We start from the raw sequence: 19,912 nt of genomic DNA, 5'->3' as shown, positions 1-19,912 counted from the left end.
AATGAACTGTTAGCTGTAACTTTATTCACCAACAATCTGAACAAATACTTTTCTGGAACGGGGTCTGTTATCCATATCCACAAGAATCACCTGTTGCCAGGTTCCAAGAAGCAGCTTCCCGTCCATCAAAGGGAATGACTCACCCTGACCAATAAAAGAAGCACGGATGTGAGAATGACCGTTTCCATCATGCCACTTCTCATTATGCTGATAAACCAATCCCTCGGGAGCCAGCCTTTCAAGAGCTGCCTTCAGGTCATGGATAAGTCCGGGTTCATATTCTATTGTAGTTATAGCAGAAGTAGAGCCAGGAACGTAAACAAGGACAATGCCATCGCTGAGACCCGATGAAACTACAAGCTCTGATACCTCGGGCGTAATATCGATTATATCTGCATTCCCTTTTGTGTCAATACCAAAGCTTCCGCTGTAAACTGCCACCTACCAAGCCTCAATTCATTTCGTTCAGCTTTAAGCCAATAACGGACATGACAAGTATGAACACCACAAGCGATACGATAAATCCATATTCCTGATTGATGGAATTCCTCATCATGTGTGAAAGAGCAAACATTATGATCAATAGTATTACTGAGCCTATTGAAGATATGATTTCCAGGTTTTTCTTAGTCATCATTGCTAATTGAGTTAAGATATACATGAATCTATCGAACAAAGGAAATTTCATTTGACATGGCATAATGCAACGTGAATACTTTCACCCTACAGTGCAATATTAAATATAACATTAAAAATAATATAATTCAAAAACGTGATCAACCAATGACAGAATTTGAAAGGGAACTTGTCAAGTCATTCAACACATTCTTTGAAGAGAAGAAAATGAAAGGTATAGCCTACCGCCTGAAACAACACAGGTTCACTTCACAATTCCTGGACGTTCTTGTAGATTCGCTTGATCCTGACCATTACATGGGAATCGAATGCAAAAGCATATCAGTGGACAAAGGAGCGAAAGCACTCTATTTCACACAGCATTTCACAACAGATAAGAACGGTGTGCACCAGATAGACAGAATATCAGATTTCCTGTTAAAATCCGGGAGAACAGGATTCCTTGCAGTTGAACTTAGAATGGGTGTGGGACGTACACGAGAAGCATATATGGTCCCGTGGACAGAATTATGCCGTAGATATCATGAAGAAGGAACTGCAAAAGTTACAGTCGAAGAAATACAGGGATACCCACGGATAGAGAGAGAGAGCAATAAATACCTGATAGATCCGAAAGGATGGAAGAAACTCAGGTTGATACAATAAGAGGATAAAATGTCTGAAACCATGGTGATGATGGCGGAAAGAGCCAGGGAATGTGCTGAAGAGATAAAAAAATATGACGAGGTACAACTGGTATCACATATTGATGCTGACGGCATTACCTCAGGAGCCATCATTGCAAAAGCCCTGGAACGAGCAGGCATCGGATATGAAATGATGTTTGTCAAACAGCTTGATGAGGCTATTGTAAAAGACATTGCAGATATTAATCCGGAACTTACCATATTCACAGACCTTGGAAGCGGTCAACTGGAACACATCACGAACTACGGAGTTCATGCAATCGTTTCAGACCACCACAGACCTCAGGGAGATACAAAATTCCACCTCAACCCTCATCTTTTCGGAGCCAACGGCTCATATGAGATCAGTGGCTCAGGTACTACATTCATACTTGCAACCCAACTTGGAAATAACCGTGACCTTGCAGACCTTGCCATAGTAGGATGTGTTGGAGATATGCAATACAGAAAGTATGGCAAACTTGTGAGCCTTAACAGAATGATACTGGATGCAAATCCCAGAGTTATCTCATCTGTGAAGGATATTTCCCTTTTTGGAAAACAGACAAGGCCGGTATATAAGATGCTGCAATTCTCGTCCGACCCATTCATCCCGGGACTAACAGGCAACGAAGATGCATGTATTGACTTCCTGGCAAGAGTAGGGCTGCAGTTCTCAAATGATGAGAAGTGGAGGCGATGGATAGACCTCTCAGAAGATGAGAAGAAAAAAGTTACATCGTCCCTCCTGCAGCATGCAATGCAAAGTGGAATGTCTTCTTATAATATTGGAAGACTTGTATCAGAAGGATATATTCTGCTTTCAGAACAGGAAGGCACTGAGATGAGAGATGCAACAGAGTATTCAACACTCCTGAATGCCACGGGAAGATACATGCAGGCTGAGATCGGAATGCAGGTCTGCATGGGAGACAGAGCCGAAGCTTACGGAGAAGCACAGGACTTGCTACATAACCACCGTAAGAACCTGGTTGACGGACTTAATTTTGTCAAGGATAACGGAATAATTGAACTCTCACATCTCCAGTACTTTGATGCCGGAAGCACAATCCCTGAGACGATCGTAGGAATTGTGGCAGGAATGAGTCATTCTTCTGCAGGTAACCGAAAACTTCCGATAATAGCATTTGCAGATAAGGATGATGGCTACAAGGTTTCAGCAAGAGGTACCCAGGAACTCGTTAACAGAGGACTTAATCTTGCAGAAGCGCTGAGTGTCGTTTGCCAGGAACTTGGCGGAGCAGGTGGCGGACATGATATTGCTGCCGGAGCTACAGTCCCATTTGGCAAAAAAGAAGAGTTCATTCAGAAACTTAACTCAGCAATCGCCACCCAGTTAAGCTAAAATTATGAATGCAAACTGTAATTAAAACTATTTTTTAAACCACATCAAACAAAGTCGTTGATGTGGGACAACTTGTTAATGTCGATAAGAGTGGACATTGCATTTGTCGTGATAGGAATTCCGTGCTCCTGCACAATAGCCATCGGATTAGTACCGCCTATTACCACGATACCCAGGTGGTCACGCTCAACCGGAACGTCAAGAATTCTGGTATTTGGTTCTCCTACCTCCAAGATTCCATTGATTCCGGCATCTACCATGTCAGCCAGTGTACTGTCTATGATATCCCTTGCAACCATGGGCGCCTCACGCAGGTTTGCAAGAATCTTACCGGAACCGGTCTTGAGCATACTCATCACAGAGGTCAGTTCCTGTGACATGAGAACCTCAAGAGGGTCTATTGTAGTACTCTTATATGTTAACACATTTGTAAAACGTACAGGCTCACCATCGCGTATCTCAACAAGACCTCCAAAGCGTGGCTTTACCATAACACCGGCTTTGAGGAGAAGACCATCGATAGTAATGCTGCATACAGTTGCAAAACCAATTTCGCCTTCACCGATTTTCCTGTCACCTATTGAATCACCTTCGTGAAGAATCTTAAGCAACGGACTTACGGCAAGCCCGCTATTAATGGCCATGCTGAAGATCTTGAGAACATCATCATAGTCCTGTTTATTAATAAGTGAAAGGTTCACGATAACGTCACCCTCCATTGTTTTAGGATTGAAGGTGGTCCTGAACATCAGGTCTTCTATTTTAGACGATGTGAACTGAATGCGCTGGTTCCTTTGCAAAGACATACCTCTACCGTTTTGTAACTGCTTTATTTCTAAGACTAGTACCTGCCAGACATTTATAGTTTCGCATAAAGAGCAATAAAAAATAGAGATTCAGACAGATGCCATACGTCCGAATACCTCTGGATGATCCTGTGGATGCACAAGGAAATCAAGTTTTTCAATCTCCTTTACCATGACGTACATATCAGTTCCACAGAACAAATTGACCTCCGGATAATCATGTGGTTTCTCATACCTTATCTCAGGCACCGATGGATAATCCGGATTCTTTACAAAACCACCTTTTAACAGATAGTAAGCTCCACCCGACATTTTTTTAACAGGCTCATACTGGGAGGAGAAATCCCGGCACACCCAGTTAGCCATTTTAAGTGTTTCCTGTGAAGCATTGATAGTTATATGCCCATAGTCAGGGGGCACCAGAACAAGATCTCCTGCCGTTGCCTCACAGACAATTACATCAACAACCTTTCCATTTTCAGCTTTCTGGAGAAAATAAGTTGCTTTGCCTTCAAGCACCTGATAAATTTCAGCGTACGAAAGGTGATGACCTTCCACTGCAGGATGATAATGACCTGCTGTCTTGACATACTCATCACCCAACATTGCAGGTGGAATTATTGTGATGTCATACCTGAGCCTATTATCGACTATTCTTTTGTGGTCTTTTTCATCTGCCGAGAGATCACGATACATGTAATAAAGTTCAATATTGTCCTGTGAACGCAGCCACGGCTGATCGTGTACTACCTCATCCATATCATGCAACATCCTGATATCAGGACTATATGTTTTCCCGTAAAACTCCAATTCATTTCCCATTTAATCACACTATACTGTTTACCAAAATTATTCCAAACCAATATTGGAACCCACAGTATTTATTTTTGCCGCAAATAATTCAATTAGATTTAATTATTTGTTTAGATGATCCAGTATCTTCCGGGCAAGATTTTTGCTTATCCCATCAAGAGACGAAAGTTCATCTACGGATGACATTTTTATCCTGTCTATTGAATCGAAATTCTCAAGCAGAATTTTCTTTCGTGAAGAACCAACACCTGGAATAGAATCCAGCTCTGAATGAGTCAGGCTTGCAGAACGTCTGCGGCGATGGGAACTCACCGCAAACCTGTGGGCTTCATCGCGAATATGCATCAGCATTTTTAATGCAGGTGAACTGTGAGGGAGAATTATAACCTCATCCGGTCCTTTCTTTGTGGTGATTATATGTTCAAACCTCTTGGCTAAACCAATCATAGGAATTTCAAGTCCCAGAGCATCAAGAGAGGATTTTGCAGCACCAACCTGCCCCGGACCTCCATCTATGAGAATCAAATCCGGCAGAGGTTCTTTATTCTTCAGTAACCGTGAATATCTTCTGTGAACCACTTCAGCCATCATGGCAAAATCATCAATTCCCTTTACAGTCTTGATATTATGCTGTCTGTATTTGCTGTTTGCAGGTCTTCCGTTTTCAAAATAAACCATTGAACCTACAGGATTTGTTCCGGAAATATTGGAAATATCAAATCCTTCTATATGTAGAGGAAGCGTTTCCAAAGAAAGAACATCCTTCAATGATTCCAGCGCTTCTATAGCAGATTCTGATGGTGTTGATTTCAAACCGGCCATCCTTTTTGACATCTCAGCATTCCTTGCAGCCATTTCCACCAGTTTTTTCTTGTCCCCCCGCTGTGGAACATTAACACGCACATCCCTTCCGGAACGCTGGCAGAGCCATTTTACTATGAGTTCAATATCGGGAAGCTCATACTGCACAAGGATCTCAGGCGGGATCGGCGAATCCTGATAATATTGCTTGACAAACTGAGCCATGGATTCCTCAATACTTTCAGAAGTATTGGCACCCAGAAGAGTAAAATCAGCTTTTCCAACCATGCTTCCCTGACGAACATAGAATACCTGAATGTAGATGGCATTCTCACCTGCAACTGCTGCAATAACATCACGGTCATCCATCCCTGATGTTGCTATCTGCTGCTCGGAGATGGATTTAACAGATTCTATCTGGTCCCTGATAATTGCGGCAGATTCATAGTCCTGCTGTTCTGCAAAGGAACGCATCTTTTTGTCCAGTTCCTTTAAAAGACCTGAAGTCTCACCTTTCAGAAGCCTGACAGCTTCCATGACCCTACCACGATATTCCTCCTTATCAAGACCTTCTTTACATGGAGCCATACATCGTTTAATATGGTAGTTAAGACATGGCCGTGTTTTTCCGGGCTCTATTTTCTTTTTGCATTGCCTGAGCATGAAGATTCGGGAAATTATGTCAAGAGTAGTTCGGATGGCTTTTGCATTAGTGTATGGACCAAAGTAGATTGCTCCATCCATAAGTCGCCTTCTGGTCAGGAATATACGAGGAAATTCCGAATTTATAGTGACCTTGACATAAGGATAGCGTTTGTCATCCTTCAGGCGGACATTGTAACGCGGCTTGTACTTTTTGATGAGATTTGCTTCAAGTACAAGGGCATCTATTTCAGAATCAGTTACAATGTACTCTATGTCATCTATGTGTGTTACAAGAGTGACAGTTTTAGGAGAGAGATTTCTCTTTGACTGAAAGTACTGACGCACCCTTTTATCCAGGGATTTGGCCTTACCCACATAGATCACATCCCCGGAAGCATCTTTCATAAGATACACACCGGGAAGTGCAGGAAGTGTCTTCAGGTCGAACTTCATGTGAAACTTATTCAGAGAACTTGTTTTCTATAAAGCGTGAAAGTGTCATATCAATGATGGTTTTGAGGTTAATGATATCCTCACGGTTGTATTTCAGGAGAAGGTCAAGGGCTTCTTCATCGCCACGCTCGTACTGGTGCCAGAGACGCACAGCATCAAACCCACTGATACCTACGGTTTCCTCTGCCCTTGAAATACCCAGGTCGCATTCAATCTTTTTCAGGCCGCCTGTTAGTTTTATACGGCGCAGCGGATACATCAGGTCAGCATGTAGCTGGTTGAACTTAATCTCAGGGAACTCACGCTTAATGAAAGGTAGATCGAATCTTGCACCGTTGAAGGTTACGAGAAACTCATATTTAGGGAATACGTCCACAATATCGTCAAGATCAATGCCTTTTACAAATGTCCTGGCTTCTTTTCCGTCATATATCCCGACAACTGTGATTGACGAACTTCCGGGAGAAAGGCCAGTGGTTTCTATATCTACATAAGCCACTTTGCCAGAGAATTCCCTGAAAGCTCTCCATTGTTCGGATGAAGGCAGTGATCTTGCAAAGAACTCGAAATCCCGGGCCTCAAGATGTTCTACAGAATCCCGGATTCCTGTTATTATCATGTCTTTTTTGGAAGACGGTATCAAAAGACAATCATGATTATCCATGAATTCTTCCCAGGTTCTGATCCCGTTGGACCATATCTTTTTTTCCACGGTTGCACCGATCCGCGGCATGTGAATGTAAGTACTTGTAAGCATGATGTATTCCCTTTTTCAGTTATAACAGAAGGTATTGATAACTATGATTGCTAGCTGCAAGTGCTAAATAAAATAAGCTCCGATATATACATATTGAATTCAATCCCCACATTTGACGAAGTAATTATACTGTATATACCATACATATATATACATAAATTCAAGCCCATCAGGAGATTTACATGAACAAAGTTGCAGTTATCGGTTCAGGCAATGTAGGTGCCACCACAGTCCAGAGACTTGCAGAACTTAACATCGCAGATGTTGTCATGGTTGACATTGTTGAGGGACTACCACAGGGAAAAGCGCTTGACATACTCCAGGCAGCTCCGCTTATGGGTTACGATGTTGATGTTACAGGGACGAATGACTATGCAGACATCGCGGATTCAGATATTGTCGTGGTAACAGCGGGAATTGCACGCAAGCCAGGGATGGACAGGAGTGACCTGCTGGCAACTAATATCAAGATCACACAGCAGGTCTGTGAGAATATCCAGAAATATGCACCAGATTCTATTATAATGACCGTGACAAATCCCCTTGATATCATTACCTACGCAGCACTTCGCTGCACCCAGTTTGACAGGAACAGAGTGTTCGGAATGAGCGGTCTTCTTGATTCAAGCCGTTTTGCATCCTTCATTGCAAAGGAAATGAACTGTTCAGTCAGGGACGTTGATGCCATGGTACTGGGTGGGCATGGAGATTCAATGGTTCCGCTCCCGGAGTATTCAACTGTTTCGGGAATACCTCTGAGCAAGCTCATGGATAATGAAACCATCAACAGAATAATTGACAGGACTATAAATGCCGGTGCTGAGATCGTGGGTCACCTAAAAAACGGAAGTGCATTCTACGCACCTTCTGCTGCCATCACAATAATGGTTGAAGCCATACTTAAAGATACAAAGAAAATAGTCCCAGCATCTGCATTCCTTAATGGTGAATACGGGCAGCATGATATCTGTCTTGGTGTGCCTGTCAAACTTGGAAGATGCGGAGTTGAAGAAATCATCGAACTGGAGCTCACTGAGAGGGAAGCAAGTGCTCTGCAAAGGTCGGCTGAAGCAGTAAAGAATGGTATTGCAACCATAAGGACATAAGTAAGAGATCAAAAAAAATGTCCTCAAAACAGGACATAAGACACGAAATTTCCGACTTACATACAAATATTCATATATAAGTAAAATAAAAGAGGGTAGGGATATCATGCGTGCAGACATAACTTCACTTTTTGGATTGAACATTTATACCGAAACAGGTACATATGTAGGTAAGGTCGCTGACCTTGTGTTAGATGTTGACGAGAGAAAAGTAAGAGGAATTGCTGTTTCTGACATCAACAGAGATATTTTTGACGTAACTTCAAGAGGAGTTATAATTCCTTACAGGTGGGTTATCACCGCAGGAGATATCGTACTTGTGAGAAATGTTGTAAACAAGTTCAGAAAAGCCAATAAAGTGGTAGAAGAAGACTGAGCCATGAAAAGGCGAGAGATCTATTCGGATCTGCGTTGTATACCGCCTGTAGTCGTGCGCATTGATGGAAGGAATTTTAAGAATGCGCTGTCACGCATGGGTTTTGAGAAACCTTATGATGAAAGGTTCACATCCGCTATTGTAGAGGCAATAGAGGCCTTTTTTAAGAAAAGCGGATTGAGCCCTGTTTTTGCTTATACTTTTTCTGACGAGATTAGTTTCTTTTTCAGGGATGAGGCCTTTGACGGCAGAATCGAGAAAATGGACTCGATAATTCCGTCTTATATCAGCAGTGCTTTTAGCATGGCACTAAATCCTGAAGAACCAGTTTCCTTTGATTCGAGAATTATACCAGTCCATGAAGAAGATGTTCGTGAATATCTCATCTGGAGACAGGATGAAGCATGGCGCAATTGTATCAATTCCTACGCATACTATACCCTGATTTCAGAGGGTATGCAGGAACATGAAGCTGCAAAGATGCTTAAGAACAAGGGAGCATCTGACATGCATGAGTTGCTTTTTGAAAGAGGGATAAACATCTCTAAAGTTCCCACATGGCAAAGGCGTGGGATAATGGTGATGAAAAAAGAGAACGAGATAGAAGGATTCAACCCTCAGCTTAATGTCAAGACCACCAGCATAAGGTCAAAAGTGTTTACGGATTATGACATTCCTTTATTCTCTTCTGAAGAAGGAGAGGCTTTTCTTGAGAAACTCCTTGCTAAAAACGCAGACGAGTAAAAGAAGAAAAAGCATTTAAAGAGAGATGTGTTTATACATTCCACGATTTATAAGGTGAACCTATGGATAAACTTGAGCTTATAAAAAGAAATGTGCAGGAAATAGTGACTGAGGACGAACTTAAACAGCTTCTGGAAACAAAGGAACATCCTACAGCCTATGTCGGATATGAGCCAAGCGGTAAGATCCATATGGGACACGTTCTTACTGTGAACAAGCTTCTCGACCTTCAGAAAGCCGGTTTTAAGATCACTGTACTTCTTGCAGACGTACATGCATACCTCAACAAGAAGGGAACACTTGAAGAGGTACGTGAGATTGCAGATTACAACAAAAGATGCTTCATTGCGCTGGGACTTGATGAGGAGAACACAAGGTTCGTCTATGGTTCCGATTACCAGCTCGGACAGGAGTACATCCTTAACGTGCTGAAACTTACACGTAGCACAACCCTGAACAGGGCAACAAGGAGTATGGATGAAGTCGGAAGAAAGATGGATGACCCGGCAGTATCCCAGATGGTCTACCCAATCATGCAGGCAGTTGACATCGCAATGCTTGGTGTTGACGTTGCAGTTGGTGGAATTGACCAGAGGAAGATCCACATGCTTGGAAGGGAAGGGCTTCCAGGACTTGGTTTTAAAGCACCTCTCTGTATCCACACACCAATACTTCTCGGTCTTGACGGGGAGAAGATGTCCTCATCAAATAACAACTTCATATCAGTGGACGATACTGAAGCTGACCTGACGAAAAAGATGAAGAAAGCATTCTGTCCTATCGGACAGGTTGAAGATAATCCTGTAATGGAGCTTTTCAAATACCATATTTGCCCAAGATATGAAAAAGTTGTCTTTGAAAGACCTGAAAAGTTCGGTGGCAACCTCGTATGCAAGGGTTATGAGGAACTGGAGAGAGTATTCGCATCCGAGGAACTTCATCCAATGGACCTGAAGAACGGTGCTACAAAATACATGAACATGATACTTGAAGTGGTCAGAAGCGTAATTTAAAATATGCTTCATCCCCTGAGTAGTAATTTATATATTATGTCTGCAAGAATATAAGATTAAAAGATTAAAAACAATACGGGGATTAGGATGAAATACACATTTCAGGACTCTACCGAATTACCTTTACAAAGAGATTTTATTCAGGACCTTAACAACTTCATAGAAATGGCAAAGAAGGTCCTGCCACTTGAAAATTCTGCTATTGAGCTCAGCGAGGAGGAAACTGAAGAAATATCCTCCCTTGAAGCAAGGATCAGAGCCATTGGAGAATTCAGCAAGGACATCCAGCAGTATGTTGATGACCGTTCAAAAGGTGCAGAAGATAAGGAAATTCTGGAATGCAGAAACTCAGTTATCGATGCATGTGTTGAGACCGCAGACAAAGGACTCAAGGAACTGAACCTGAAGTTGGAACAGATCAAGAGACAATCCGAAAGCGGCATCTACAAGATAGAGATGGACCTGCTGAACAATCTGAATCCTCTTTTTGAATCCGGCATCTACGGAGCGAACAAAGCATACTCGGTGTCTTCTAAAGAAGGAGCCTTAAAAGGTATTCTTAAAGCATCGTTCTCAGGGATGGAATATTCCTGTGACCTTGTTTATGCTCATGATATACTTATTATCAGGGACGTTTATGGTGAATTATCCCTGCCAACCTGGACAAAAGCAGGTATTTTTTCCAAAGAAAATAAGGTTAAAATGATCGATGTTTCTGATTACGCCGTAACTTCAATGAACTTCGATGGTGACAAACACGTTGATCTGAGCTTTGAAAACAAGAAAGGTGACCAGAAATTCAAGATTATTTCTGATAATGACACATACCAGATATACCAAGGTGAATTTGAAATCACTGGTGATGAAAAACTCTTACAGTCATTGGACATCAATAAAATTGCAGGCATTGTGAACGATGTCAGAAAGTACATGGAACTTTTCATCAAGCACCAGAAACTAACCCAGATACTTCTTGATGGCCAGGATGCTGTTCGCAACAATGAAGTTTTTGACTGCCTGAAGCTCATTGCCGAGCAGTATGGTGAAATTGTAACCGAATCTCTGGAAAAAGGTTATGTCAAGAATGAGATCACGATCAAGATCGAAGCTTCTGACGGAACCAGGACCGAGAAATACATCACCAAGGAAGAGGCATTCGACCAGCTTGCAGAACTAGGAAGCGAAGGCCTGGAACTTGCCAGCATACTTGGCGTAGATTAATGCAGCAATTGCTGCAACCTTTTTTTACTTTTAGCTCATATTTACCTATGCTGGATTGATATTTGCTCTGGCTCTTAGAGTGGGCCATGTTCCAGATATCAATTGAAGCACAACATAATAACCATTTACGAGGGATACTTTTGGAACGTTCAGTAGCTGATATCAGGGAGAAATTAGAGAAGAAAGAAGCTGTTGTTATGACAGCTCAGGAGATATCCGAACTTGTGGACAAAGGAGAAGATGTCCGTAGCATGGATGTGGATGTTGTTACAACTGCAACAAGAGCCATTATGAGCGGGACTTATGCTGTCCTGTCCTTTCCTATTAACTCCCCGATATGCTTCAAGAAAGCATCAAAGGTGTTCTTAAACGGTGTACCTGCCCATGTAGGACCCTGCCCAAATGAAAGCCTTGGAATCCTTGATGTTATTGTTTTTGGAACTGCACATTCGATCCTTATACATAATTATGGTGCAGGCCACCTTTTCAGGGAACTTGCAGAAGGAAAGGAAATTGATGTGGATGTTGTTACAACTGAAGATGAAGCAATTGAAAGTAAGATTAAGCTGGAGGACATGCCTTATGCAAAACTCTACGCTACAAGACATACATTCAAGAATTATGCAGCTTTTGTGAACAGTTCCGATAAACCTGTAAACACGATCTTCCATGCAACCCAGTTCAGTCCTGACATGCACAGTGCAACCCTTTCCGGTTGCGGAGAAATAAATCCGGTGCAGAATGACCCTAAAATGGATACTATCGGAATTGGCACACGCGTACTCATGAACGGAGCAGAAGGCTTTGTTATCGGAGAAGGAACACGCAGCAGTCCAGGAAAACCAAATCTTACAGGAGTTGCCGATATGCACAAGATGGATGCAGCTCTTATGGGTGGATTCAAGACATCTGCCGGACCGGAGTGTATTGCATCATGGGCAGTTGCAATACCAGTCACAAGCCAGTCCGTACTTGATGCTATCCTGCAAACTGACAGCGATATCCCAATGGTTGTGAACGATGTGGATAAAAGGGTCATGATTGGCAGCAGCACCTACGCAGACGCATGGAAGAGTACCGACCGTGCAATAAATTTCAATCCTGATGCATGTCTTGATTGTGAGGTCTGCAAACCTATCAGGGATTGCCCCATGGAAGCAATTCAGCGCAAAGACGATAGAATATTGCTTAACAGATACAAGTGCTTCAATTGCGGTTTCTGCTCAACTGTCTGCCCTGGCGGTGTTTTCACTGCCGAACTTGGAACCCTTCACTTTGAAATTGAAGGAAAACACCAGGATGTTCCTATTGTCCTGCGCCAGTCAGACCGCAAGAGAGCGGAAGAAATGGCAGAAAAATTAAAAGAAAAGATACTGAGCGGAGAATTCAAGCTCAATGAGATGGTTGAGAGGATATATCCTTAACTCAACTTTTTTAGTGACAAGCTTTTTTCGACATGGTAAACATCTATAATAAAAATGTCAGATTAGCTGTAATTCTGCAAGCCTCTGACATATCCATTTTTATTTATCATTGAGTATTCCTTTGAAATCAGTTTTTTAATTGTTTCATTTTGTTCGTCGATTGGTTTTCCATTTGTGCCATAATATATCACATAATACTCGCTTTGATTCTGCATAAATGGCTCAATGATGACTGCAAAATAGCCTGATGTTTCATTACTTTCATAGATGCTTACATTAAGCTCAGTTGGACCATATATGGTATTATCATTACCCACTTCTTCAAGCGTCTCGGTAATGTCTACTGTTCCATCTTGTAAGTTTCCATGTTCTTCCAGATAATTGTATAACTCCTGCTCACCAATTTTCAAATCGACATAATTATCAAAGTACCATACTGTCATCATAGTTCTTCTGGTATAGTTTACCGAACCTGAGTATCTGGAGATTGAAGGGAAATATGGTGATTGGTTTACAGCTTTATTTACTAAATCAGGAGGCATGTACCAGGAAAGCATAACTTCTGGAGGAGTTGGGTCATTAGCAGCGTCTTTTAAATGGACTTCAATATAGACATTAATTTCATCTGATTTTAAATATAGAGCTGTGAGTAAAGTCAAAAGTAATATGCTCAGCAAAATTATTGTTTTACCTTGTTTTGTCAATGACATAATAGACTGAACACCCATCCTAATAATTTCAATACATTATCATAATTTTATTTGCAATGCCATTTAATTATTATGGCCATTAATCAAACTGTACACAAAAAGTGAAATTTGTGGATTCTAGTAATCCAAAATTATCTTTCATGACTACGTAGAAAATCTACTAAAAACAGAACCAATAGCCAATATTCGGAAAAAATATTTATTATCCATGCCAACATAAGAATGTTTTATTGACCTGAATAATCACTGAATTCAGATGAAGCTTACAGAACCGATTTCTCCATAAACCTCTTAATTATTCCCTCAGGTGTCATTTCAATTACCGGTGCATCAGTATTCCCAGGTTCTGCTTTTGCAACAATGATACCTTTGTCCGTGCTTTTCAGCACATCCCTAAGTTCTTCTGGAGTAGAAACCTCAAAAACATCCTTATTACCAGCACCTCTTGCAACTGCTGCAAGGTCAGTGACAATTGAAGTGGCAGTTGGCTGGTTTCCTGTTGAACCGTAAGCACCGTTATCAACTATTACCAGCAGGTAATTTTCAGGACTCTGTGTAGCTATGGTTGCAAGGGTTCCCATATTCATGAGAATGGAGCCGTCACCATCTATTGCGACAACTTTTTTATCAGGTCGTGCAAGTGCAAGACCGAGCCCTATTGAAGATGCAAGTCCCATGGAGCCAAGCATGTAAAAATTCGTCGGAACGTCACATACATGATGGATCTCCTTACATGGGATGCCGATATTGCCTATGAGCAGAGCGCTGCTTTCCTTTACTTTTGCCGCAATCTCATTGATAGCATCTATGCGCTTCATGCCTGTTTCCTCCAGAATGGAATTGGTAACAGTACAGCAACTGGTTTTTTCATCTCCACTGCCGTATTCCATGCTTTTGCAATAAGGTCTGCCGGGTCAACACCACTTTCCGGCATAAAATAGGGAATCTCCATAGTATCAAGTAATTTGGGAGTGAGTTCACCCATTGGAACCTGAGCTACAATTGGTTCGCCTTCAACGCCTCTGTGGCTCATTATCATCAAAAGTGGGATATCATAAAGCTGATTAAGCGATGCTAGAGCATTAATGGAATTTCCAAGACCGGAATTCTGCATAAGCATAGCAGGTTTTTTCCCACCCATATAAGCTCCTGCACAGATTCCCACGCCTTCTTCCTCACGGGTTACCGGAAGATGGAGAATTTCAGGAGCTTTATCAACCATTGGAATGAGTTCCTTGAGATTGGCACAGGGAACACTCACAATGAAATCAATTCCTGCATCTTTTATTCCTTTGAATACAGCCTCGGAAGGAGTGAGGACTTTTGGTAAACCTGTCATAAGAATCACTATTCTTTACCATACTTTAAGATCAATAGCTTCAATACGCACGTTCTTTCCTTCAACTCCGACAACCATGCCGGAGTGGACTTTCTGCATCATGCAGTACTCGGGTATGAAACGTACTGTCTGGCCTACTTTAGGGATCATTCCCTTTGCCACTTTACCGTCAAAGGCCAGTATCATACAGAGACCAACATCCTTGAACTTGAAATCATCATTCCCAAGCCTGTGAAGTGGTCCTACCATGTGAACCGTATATATCCCCGGTATTTTGTCAATGACCTTTGCAAAGTGGGTTACAGGACATCCCAGTGGCCTATAACGAAGTATGTCACCAACCTCTATTTCAATGGAACCGTCAAATGGATGGATATCTTCCCTGCATGAACATTCATCCCTGAGAGGTGCAAGTGTAAAATCAGCTTCATGACCATCAATAATGCCGACGATCATTTCGGCCATCGGGACATCTTTTCCAAGAAGAACAAGGATCTTATCCACATTATCCTTGAAATTGTCACGGGCAAGGAATGGACATTTATGAAGGTCTTCAGCATTTTTCTTCTCCGAAAGTTCCGATGCAAAGTCCCTGCACTGACGGAAGCCACAACTTCCACAGTTGTAACCCGGAAGCAGTTTTTCAATTTCGCTCAAGGGTTATTCCCCCTTGTATTCCATGAAACCGTCAAGGTTTCTCAGGACTCCCATGTGATGCTTTCTTGCAACTCTGGTCTCACCTGTGCAGAGAGAGCATATTGCAAGTGGTGGATTGTAACGCAGAAGCATATTGTCAACAGCATCAGGACCGGAGCGGATAAGTTCTGCAAGTTCGAAAGCACCTTTGCCGGTCAGTCCGTTGGCTTCAACAATGTTACAGCCAGGATTTACCTCAAGTACACGTTCCCTGAATACTTCACGCTCTGCCTGTGAAACAAGGTCGCCTTTTGTCATGACAACTATGTCGGCAGTTGTGAGTAGTGGTCCAACCTTTAGTGGAGTGTTAGGACCTGTTGTAACATCAATTACACATACAGCAAGACATTCGTCAGGATATGGAGCACAGCGCAGGCAAAGCCCGGCGGTTTCACTCAACAGAACATCAGCACCCTCTGCCTCAGCCCATCTGAGCATTTCTTCTGTGTTGTAAATAGTAAAATGGTCAGGACACATATCCCTGGCAAGTCCTACATGCACAGGGATGTCCAGCCTCTTGAAACGCTGGTCATCATCGGTCCAGAGACAGTCTACCTTGACAACTGCAGGACGTTTCTCATTTCTCATGAGAGCTTTTATGGTGTGTAAGAGAACAGAGGTCTTTCCTGAACCCGGCGTACCTGCAAGTACTACCAGTTTCATGCAACCTGCTCCACAATATCGCCGCGCCTGATGGTTTCCCTCAGGGACATGAGCCAGTTATCAACTTCGCTTATCTTACAGCAGACATCCTGCTCTTCCTGGCTTGTGGTAATAATGTCAACCATACCACCGTTCCTGATAACTATCCTGCGTGAGGACATCAGGGCAAGTACCGGGTCGTGTGTGACAACAACAACGATCTTGCCCTCACCCGCAAGTAACTGGAGAGCTTCCTGCTTCTTGATACCTGCATTTTCAACCTCATCAATGAGAACCACAGGTGAATCGCTTATTACTGCAATATCCGCTGTCATAAGTGACCTGGACTGGCCACCGCTGAGAGCTGTGAGGTGATGGTGTGGAGCAATTGGCTCACCTGTGAGCGTATTCGCAAGTTCTATAACCCTTGAGACAAGGCTTTCATCCTTCCCCCTGCTGCGTGCGTGCATCTGCAGAAATTCCTCAACGGTCATATCCGCAAGGAAATGCATGTTCTGGGATAACTGAGCAACAAGTTTCTTACGTGGGTCCACACGGATGTTTGCAGCAGGCTTTTCCCCGTTGACAAGAATTGTCCTTCCTGTTGGGGTGTCACCCTGAGCAAGCTGTTCGATATCATCGATAAGAGTACTCTTCCCGGAGCCTGTGGGACCTACAATGCCCACGATCTCACCACGGGATATCTCGACTGATCTTATAGGCTCGTCAACTCCTTCCTTGTTGACTCCGCCCAGTATAGTAAGATTCATTATTTCACTCATATTGCAACACCAATCATCAAATTCCAAATACTTCTGCTACCTTTTTTACTACCCTGTCTTCGGCATCTTCATCTTCTGCCGACACTTCGAGTGAAACAGGTAATTGTTTTAATTCATAATCTTGAGCCAGGCGTTTTTGTCCGCCGCCTGTTATGTTCAGGACTATTTTTTCATCCGGTTTTACAGTTCCAGCTTCGATAGCCTTCACAAGTGTTGCAACTGCAACCGCAGCAGCAGGGATAAGATCTATTCCCTCTGACCTTTCAAAAAGTTCCTGAGCAGCCGACGCATCCTCATTAGTTACAGCATAGATATTGCCGCCACTTGCTTCAAGTACATCTTTCACGCCGCCTTTCAGAGAATAAGGTGGTTTCCTGTTGAACAGGACATCATCATACATCCTGTCCGGACATGCAGCATCTACTGCATCAACACCTTTCCATAGCGAATACAAAGGCGCACATGGCAGACTCTGACCTAAATGAAGCTTTGGAAGTGTTTCTCCAAACCTGCCGTCATCAAGTAATTTCAGGGATGCTTCCCATACGGATATTCCACCGGTTCCGCTTCCTACAGCCTGGAAATAGTGGTCCGGGATCTTGCCGGATGTCAGTACTGCATCAAGCATTACGGTGCCCATACCATCACGTCTGGCTACGTTCTTGGCACCGCCTTCATTAACAAATCCATCCCTGGCAGCGATCTTGCCTGCAAGGGAAATCGCATTAAAATAATCACCTTCAACTGTTACAAGGCAAATTGAATGATTATCATCACGTATGGTCCATAACCTGTGAACACTTTCCTTAGGGACAAAAAGAAGAAGATGCTGCCCTGTTATACTGCAAACATTGGCAAATGCCCTTGCAGTGTTTCCTGCGGATGCCACAACCATTACTCTCTGCTCATCCTGTTCCTTAAGTCTCTGCATTGTCGGAAATGATTCAAGGTCCTTGAAAGTGCAGGTCATAAGATCTGCCCCTTTTTCCGGCCAGTAGCCATTGAAGGCAATCCACAGATCATCAAGTCCGAGTTCGGAGGCTAAAGCTTCGCTTTTATAAGTTACTGTTCTGCCGGAGCCTTCCTCAATAATACCGTTAACCGGAAGCCAGTTGTAATATTTCCAGATACCTGGCATGTCAGTTGGAATTAACTGTTTTGCTGTGTAATATGTACGAAGAAGAGATTCATCCCCGTTTTTACAATTCAGTGAGTACGGGTCGTGAACTTCGCCACACAGCAGGCATTTCACATTATACTTGTCCATATGACAAATGTGGAAAAAGCAATTATAAACATTACCCTTTTGAGAACTTTGTTGCCCACCATGGGAAAAAATATCAAAACAAATGACACATAAAGGATAATAAAAACCAATGAAACTAATAAAAAAACAGAAGACATAGGCATATTATATGCCTTATTCCTCTTTGTGCAAAATTTCATGGAATATTTCTGTTCCTGCAAAATTGCCCATCATGTAGAAATTGCTGACTTCTGGCCCAAGACCACCCATTATATGATGTATTGAATCAAAGCTTTTGGATAACTTCTCTGCCTGCCCTTCAGTAATCGATTTACCTTTCTCATGGTCAAAATAGTCTTTGAGAAGACCATCTATGACACCTTTGAAATGCCAGTCCTGAGGTGATGAAGGAGTTATGGAAATTGAAGTTTTATATATCTTAAGTACTTCACCATTCCTTCCAAGTCCTATTAGAGCTATCAGTTTCCCGGAAAGTGATTCCAGGGATTTAGGGCTGCTTTCCAGTAATCCATCGTAGATCAAAAGAGCGTCCTCAAACTTTGAACTCTTATTTAAGAGCATACCATGATGGTTCTTTACCTGTGTATCTTCAGGATATTTATCCATAGCCTCTGTAAGATAAGAGAGAGCTTCTTCATTGAGATCCACCATCTCAAAGATCATGGATGTCTGAAGCAGCCTTTCCTTTTCATCCTCTATCTGCATAAGGAAAGCTTCTGCAAAACCAACTCCACGTTCGGTCATTTCAAGTCCATGGTAGGTGGCAACTATCTGGAGTAGATATTCCATGCTGGGAGTTTCATGGAAACTTTCTTTCAGACTTTGCAGGTTATCCTTCATTACAGTTTTCATGTCCTGTTCGCTTTTATCTTCCATGCTAAATAATATAGAACAATGTATTTTAAAAACTTACGAACAGCTTCCAATCTTAGTGTTTTCAGAAATAAAAAAACTATAAAAGAACAAGAATCAGGAATATTATTGTGAACAATTATTGAGATGATTATAGAGATAATCTGTTAATGAGGCATGATCCTTCAACACAATATCTGCCTGTGAAAGTTTATCCGGGGAAATATATGTGGGCACACCCACACAATAAAGACCTGCCCTCTTTGCGGATTCAACACCCATGGGAGCATTTTCAACCACAATGCATTCTTCTTTTTCAATACCAAGCAACTCAACAGCCTTAAGATATGGTTCTGGATATGGTTTTCCGTAATGGACATCCTCACCGGAAACGATCACATCAAAAATCCCGGGGAAGAACTGATCCATAAAGGATTCAACGGTCACACGCTCAGAACCTGTAACCACCGCAAGCCTGAAATTATTTTTCATTGCCTTCAGGCAATCTGCCATTCCATTGAATGGTTTGACATCGGCAATACTGGTGAATATCTCTACCTTCCTCTGCAAAATATTATCATATTGAGCGGGATCGATATTTCCACCTGCTTTCTCAAAAAGCCATTGTAAGCCCAGTCTGTGATTGGCGCCTTCAATTTCATATATGTCCTCAGAAGTAACATTGGCACCTACCTCGCGGGAGACCTGCAGCCATGCCTCGGCATGATAGGGCATGGAATCCACAAGCACACCATCCATATCAAAAATAAGGGAACTGAGCATGGGCTGTAATTGGCT

Annotated in this window: 23 protein-coding genes; 8 read left to right on the top strand and 15 right to left on the bottom strand. The window is 42.4% G+C overall.

Annotation, left to right across the window (positions count from 1 at the left end):
* Positions 1-21: 21 nt before the first annotated feature.
* Positions 22-441, bottom strand: coding sequence for a secondary thiamine-phosphate synthase enzyme YjbQ (locus tag RE474_RS08735; protein WP_309309997.1), 420 nt, complete (start codon positions 439-441; stop codon positions 22-24).
* A gap of 10 nt (positions 442-451) precedes the next feature.
* Positions 452-637, bottom strand: a complete 186-nt coding sequence (locus RE474_RS08730) for a hypothetical protein (protein WP_309309996.1) — start codon at positions 635-637, stop codon at positions 452-454.
* 146 nt (positions 638-783) lie between these two features.
* Between RE474_RS08730 and RE474_RS08725 the strand changes: the two genes are divergently transcribed.
* Entirely contained in the window at positions 784-1,281 is a 498-nt protein-coding gene (locus RE474_RS08725; RefSeq protein ID WP_309309995.1) for a hypothetical protein, read from the top strand.
* A gap of 9 nt (positions 1,282-1,290) precedes the next feature.
* Positions 1,291-2,667, top strand: coding sequence for a RecJ family nuclease (gene recJ, locus RE474_RS08720; protein WP_309309994.1), 1,377 nt, complete (start codon positions 1,291-1,293; stop codon positions 2,665-2,667).
* 44 nt (positions 2,668-2,711) lie between these two features.
* Here the strand turns inward: recJ and RE474_RS08715 are convergent, their stop codons facing one another.
* The 4 genes from RE474_RS08715 to RE474_RS08700 all read right to left on the bottom strand — a co-directional run bounded on the left by RE474_RS08715 (position 2,712) and on the right by RE474_RS08700 (position 6,942).
* Positions 2,712-3,467 carry a DUF128 domain-containing protein gene (locus RE474_RS08715; RefSeq protein ID WP_438861589.1) on the bottom strand — a complete coding sequence of 252 codons (756 nt, stop codon included), beginning with the start codon at positions 3,465-3,467 and terminating at the stop codon, positions 2,712-2,714.
* A 96-nt stretch (positions 3,468-3,563) separates the two neighbouring features.
* Positions 3,564-4,295: a glucose-6-phosphate isomerase family protein gene (locus RE474_RS08710; RefSeq protein ID WP_309309992.1), complete on the bottom strand. Its 732-nt coding sequence runs from the start codon at positions 4,293-4,295 to the stop codon at positions 3,564-3,566.
* Between the two features lie 93 nt (positions 4,296-4,388).
* Complete coding sequence (uvrC, locus tag RE474_RS08705) at positions 4,389-6,185, bottom strand: excinuclease ABC subunit UvrC (protein ID WP_309309991.1); 1,797 nt, start codon at positions 6,183-6,185, stop codon at positions 4,389-4,391.
* 7 nt (positions 6,186-6,192) lie between these two features.
* A complete protein-coding gene (locus RE474_RS08700; protein WP_309309990.1) occupies positions 6,193-6,942 on the bottom strand; it encodes a ribonuclease H-like domain-containing protein in 750 nt (249 codons plus the stop codon).
* A gap of 182 nt (positions 6,943-7,124) precedes the next feature.
* On the opposite strand from RE474_RS08700, the gene mdh reads away from it, so the two are divergent.
* The 6 genes from mdh to RE474_RS08670 all read left to right on the top strand — a co-directional run bounded on the left by mdh (position 7,125) and on the right by RE474_RS08670 (position 12,826).
* Positions 7,125-8,048 carry a malate dehydrogenase gene (mdh, locus tag RE474_RS08695; RefSeq protein ID WP_309309989.1) on the top strand — a complete coding sequence of 308 codons (924 nt, stop codon included), beginning with the start codon at positions 7,125-7,127 and terminating at the stop codon, positions 8,046-8,048.
* A 106-nt stretch (positions 8,049-8,154) separates the two neighbouring features.
* Complete coding sequence (locus RE474_RS08690) at positions 8,155-8,424, top strand: PRC-barrel domain-containing protein (protein ID WP_309309988.1); 270 nt, start codon at positions 8,155-8,157, stop codon at positions 8,422-8,424.
* Between the two features lie 3 nt (positions 8,425-8,427).
* On the top strand, positions 8,428-9,168 hold the full coding sequence (locus RE474_RS08685; RefSeq protein WP_309309987.1) for a tRNA(His) guanylyltransferase Thg1 family protein: 741 nt from the start codon (positions 8,428-8,430) through the stop codon (positions 9,166-9,168).
* A gap of 62 nt (positions 9,169-9,230) precedes the next feature.
* Positions 9,231-10,181, top strand: coding sequence for a tyrosine--tRNA ligase (locus RE474_RS08680; RefSeq protein ID WP_309309986.1), 951 nt, complete (start codon positions 9,231-9,233; stop codon positions 10,179-10,181).
* Between the two features lie 87 nt (positions 10,182-10,268).
* Positions 10,269-11,402 (top strand): hypothetical protein, encoded by a 1,134-nt coding sequence (locus RE474_RS08675; RefSeq protein ID WP_309309985.1) that lies wholly within the window; start codon positions 10,269-10,271, stop codon positions 11,400-11,402.
* Positions 11,403-11,542: 140 nt separating this feature from the next.
* On the top strand, positions 11,543-12,826 hold the full coding sequence (locus RE474_RS08670; protein ID WP_309309984.1) for a methanogenesis marker 16 metalloprotein: 1,284 nt from the start codon (positions 11,543-11,545) through the stop codon (positions 12,824-12,826).
* A 62-nt stretch (positions 12,827-12,888) separates the two neighbouring features.
* Here the strand turns inward: RE474_RS08670 and RE474_RS08665 are convergent, their stop codons facing one another.
* From RE474_RS08665 to RE474_RS08625, 9 genes are all read right to left on the bottom strand, one after another.
* Positions 12,889-13,536 (bottom strand): hypothetical protein, encoded by a 648-nt coding sequence (locus tag RE474_RS08665; RefSeq protein ID WP_309309983.1) that lies wholly within the window; start codon positions 13,534-13,536, stop codon positions 12,889-12,891.
* Between the two features lie 263 nt (positions 13,537-13,799).
* Complete coding sequence (gene comE / locus RE474_RS08660; protein ID WP_309309982.1) at positions 13,800-14,354, bottom strand: sulfopyruvate decarboxylase subunit beta; 555 nt, start codon at positions 14,352-14,354, stop codon at positions 13,800-13,802.
* Positions 14,351-14,875 carry a sulfopyruvate decarboxylase subunit alpha gene (gene comD / locus RE474_RS08655; protein WP_309309981.1) on the bottom strand — a complete coding sequence of 175 codons (525 nt, stop codon included), beginning with the start codon at positions 14,873-14,875 and terminating at the stop codon, positions 14,351-14,353. The genes comE and comD overlap by 4 nt, the downstream gene beginning before the upstream one ends.
* A 15-nt stretch (positions 14,876-14,890) precedes the next feature.
* Positions 14,891-15,532, bottom strand: coding sequence for a (Fe-S)-binding protein (locus RE474_RS08650; protein WP_309309980.1), 642 nt, complete (start codon positions 15,530-15,532; stop codon positions 14,891-14,893).
* A gap of 3 nt (positions 15,533-15,535) precedes the next feature.
* Positions 15,536-16,234, bottom strand: coding sequence for a GTP-binding protein (locus RE474_RS08645; protein WP_309309979.1), 699 nt, complete (start codon positions 16,232-16,234; stop codon positions 15,536-15,538).
* Positions 16,231-16,995: an ATP-binding cassette domain-containing protein gene (locus RE474_RS08640; RefSeq protein WP_309309978.1), complete on the bottom strand. Its 765-nt coding sequence runs from the start codon at positions 16,993-16,995 to the stop codon at positions 16,231-16,233. The genes RE474_RS08645 and RE474_RS08640 overlap by 4 nt, the downstream gene beginning before the upstream one ends.
* A 16-nt stretch (positions 16,996-17,011) precedes the next feature.
* Complete coding sequence (locus tag RE474_RS08635) at positions 17,012-18,262, bottom strand: cysteate synthase (protein ID WP_309309977.1); 1,251 nt, start codon at positions 18,260-18,262, stop codon at positions 17,012-17,014.
* Between the two features lie 153 nt (positions 18,263-18,415).
* Complete coding sequence (locus RE474_RS08630) at positions 18,416-19,138, bottom strand: tetratricopeptide repeat protein (protein WP_309309976.1); 723 nt, start codon at positions 19,136-19,138, stop codon at positions 18,416-18,418.
* Between the two features lie 102 nt (positions 19,139-19,240).
* Positions 19,241-19,897, bottom strand: a complete 657-nt coding sequence (locus RE474_RS08625) for an HAD family hydrolase (protein WP_309309975.1) — start codon at positions 19,895-19,897, stop codon at positions 19,241-19,243.
* Positions 19,898-19,912: the final 15 nt, after the last annotated feature.

It is taken from the genome of Methanolobus sediminis, from assembly GCF_031312595.1.
GTDB classification, from domain to species: Archaea; Halobacteriota; Methanosarcinia; order Methanosarcinales; family Methanosarcinaceae; genus Methanolobus; species Methanolobus sediminis.
Note: the sequence above shows the minus strand (reverse complement) of the source record. Positions and strands in the feature narration are given on the sequence as shown.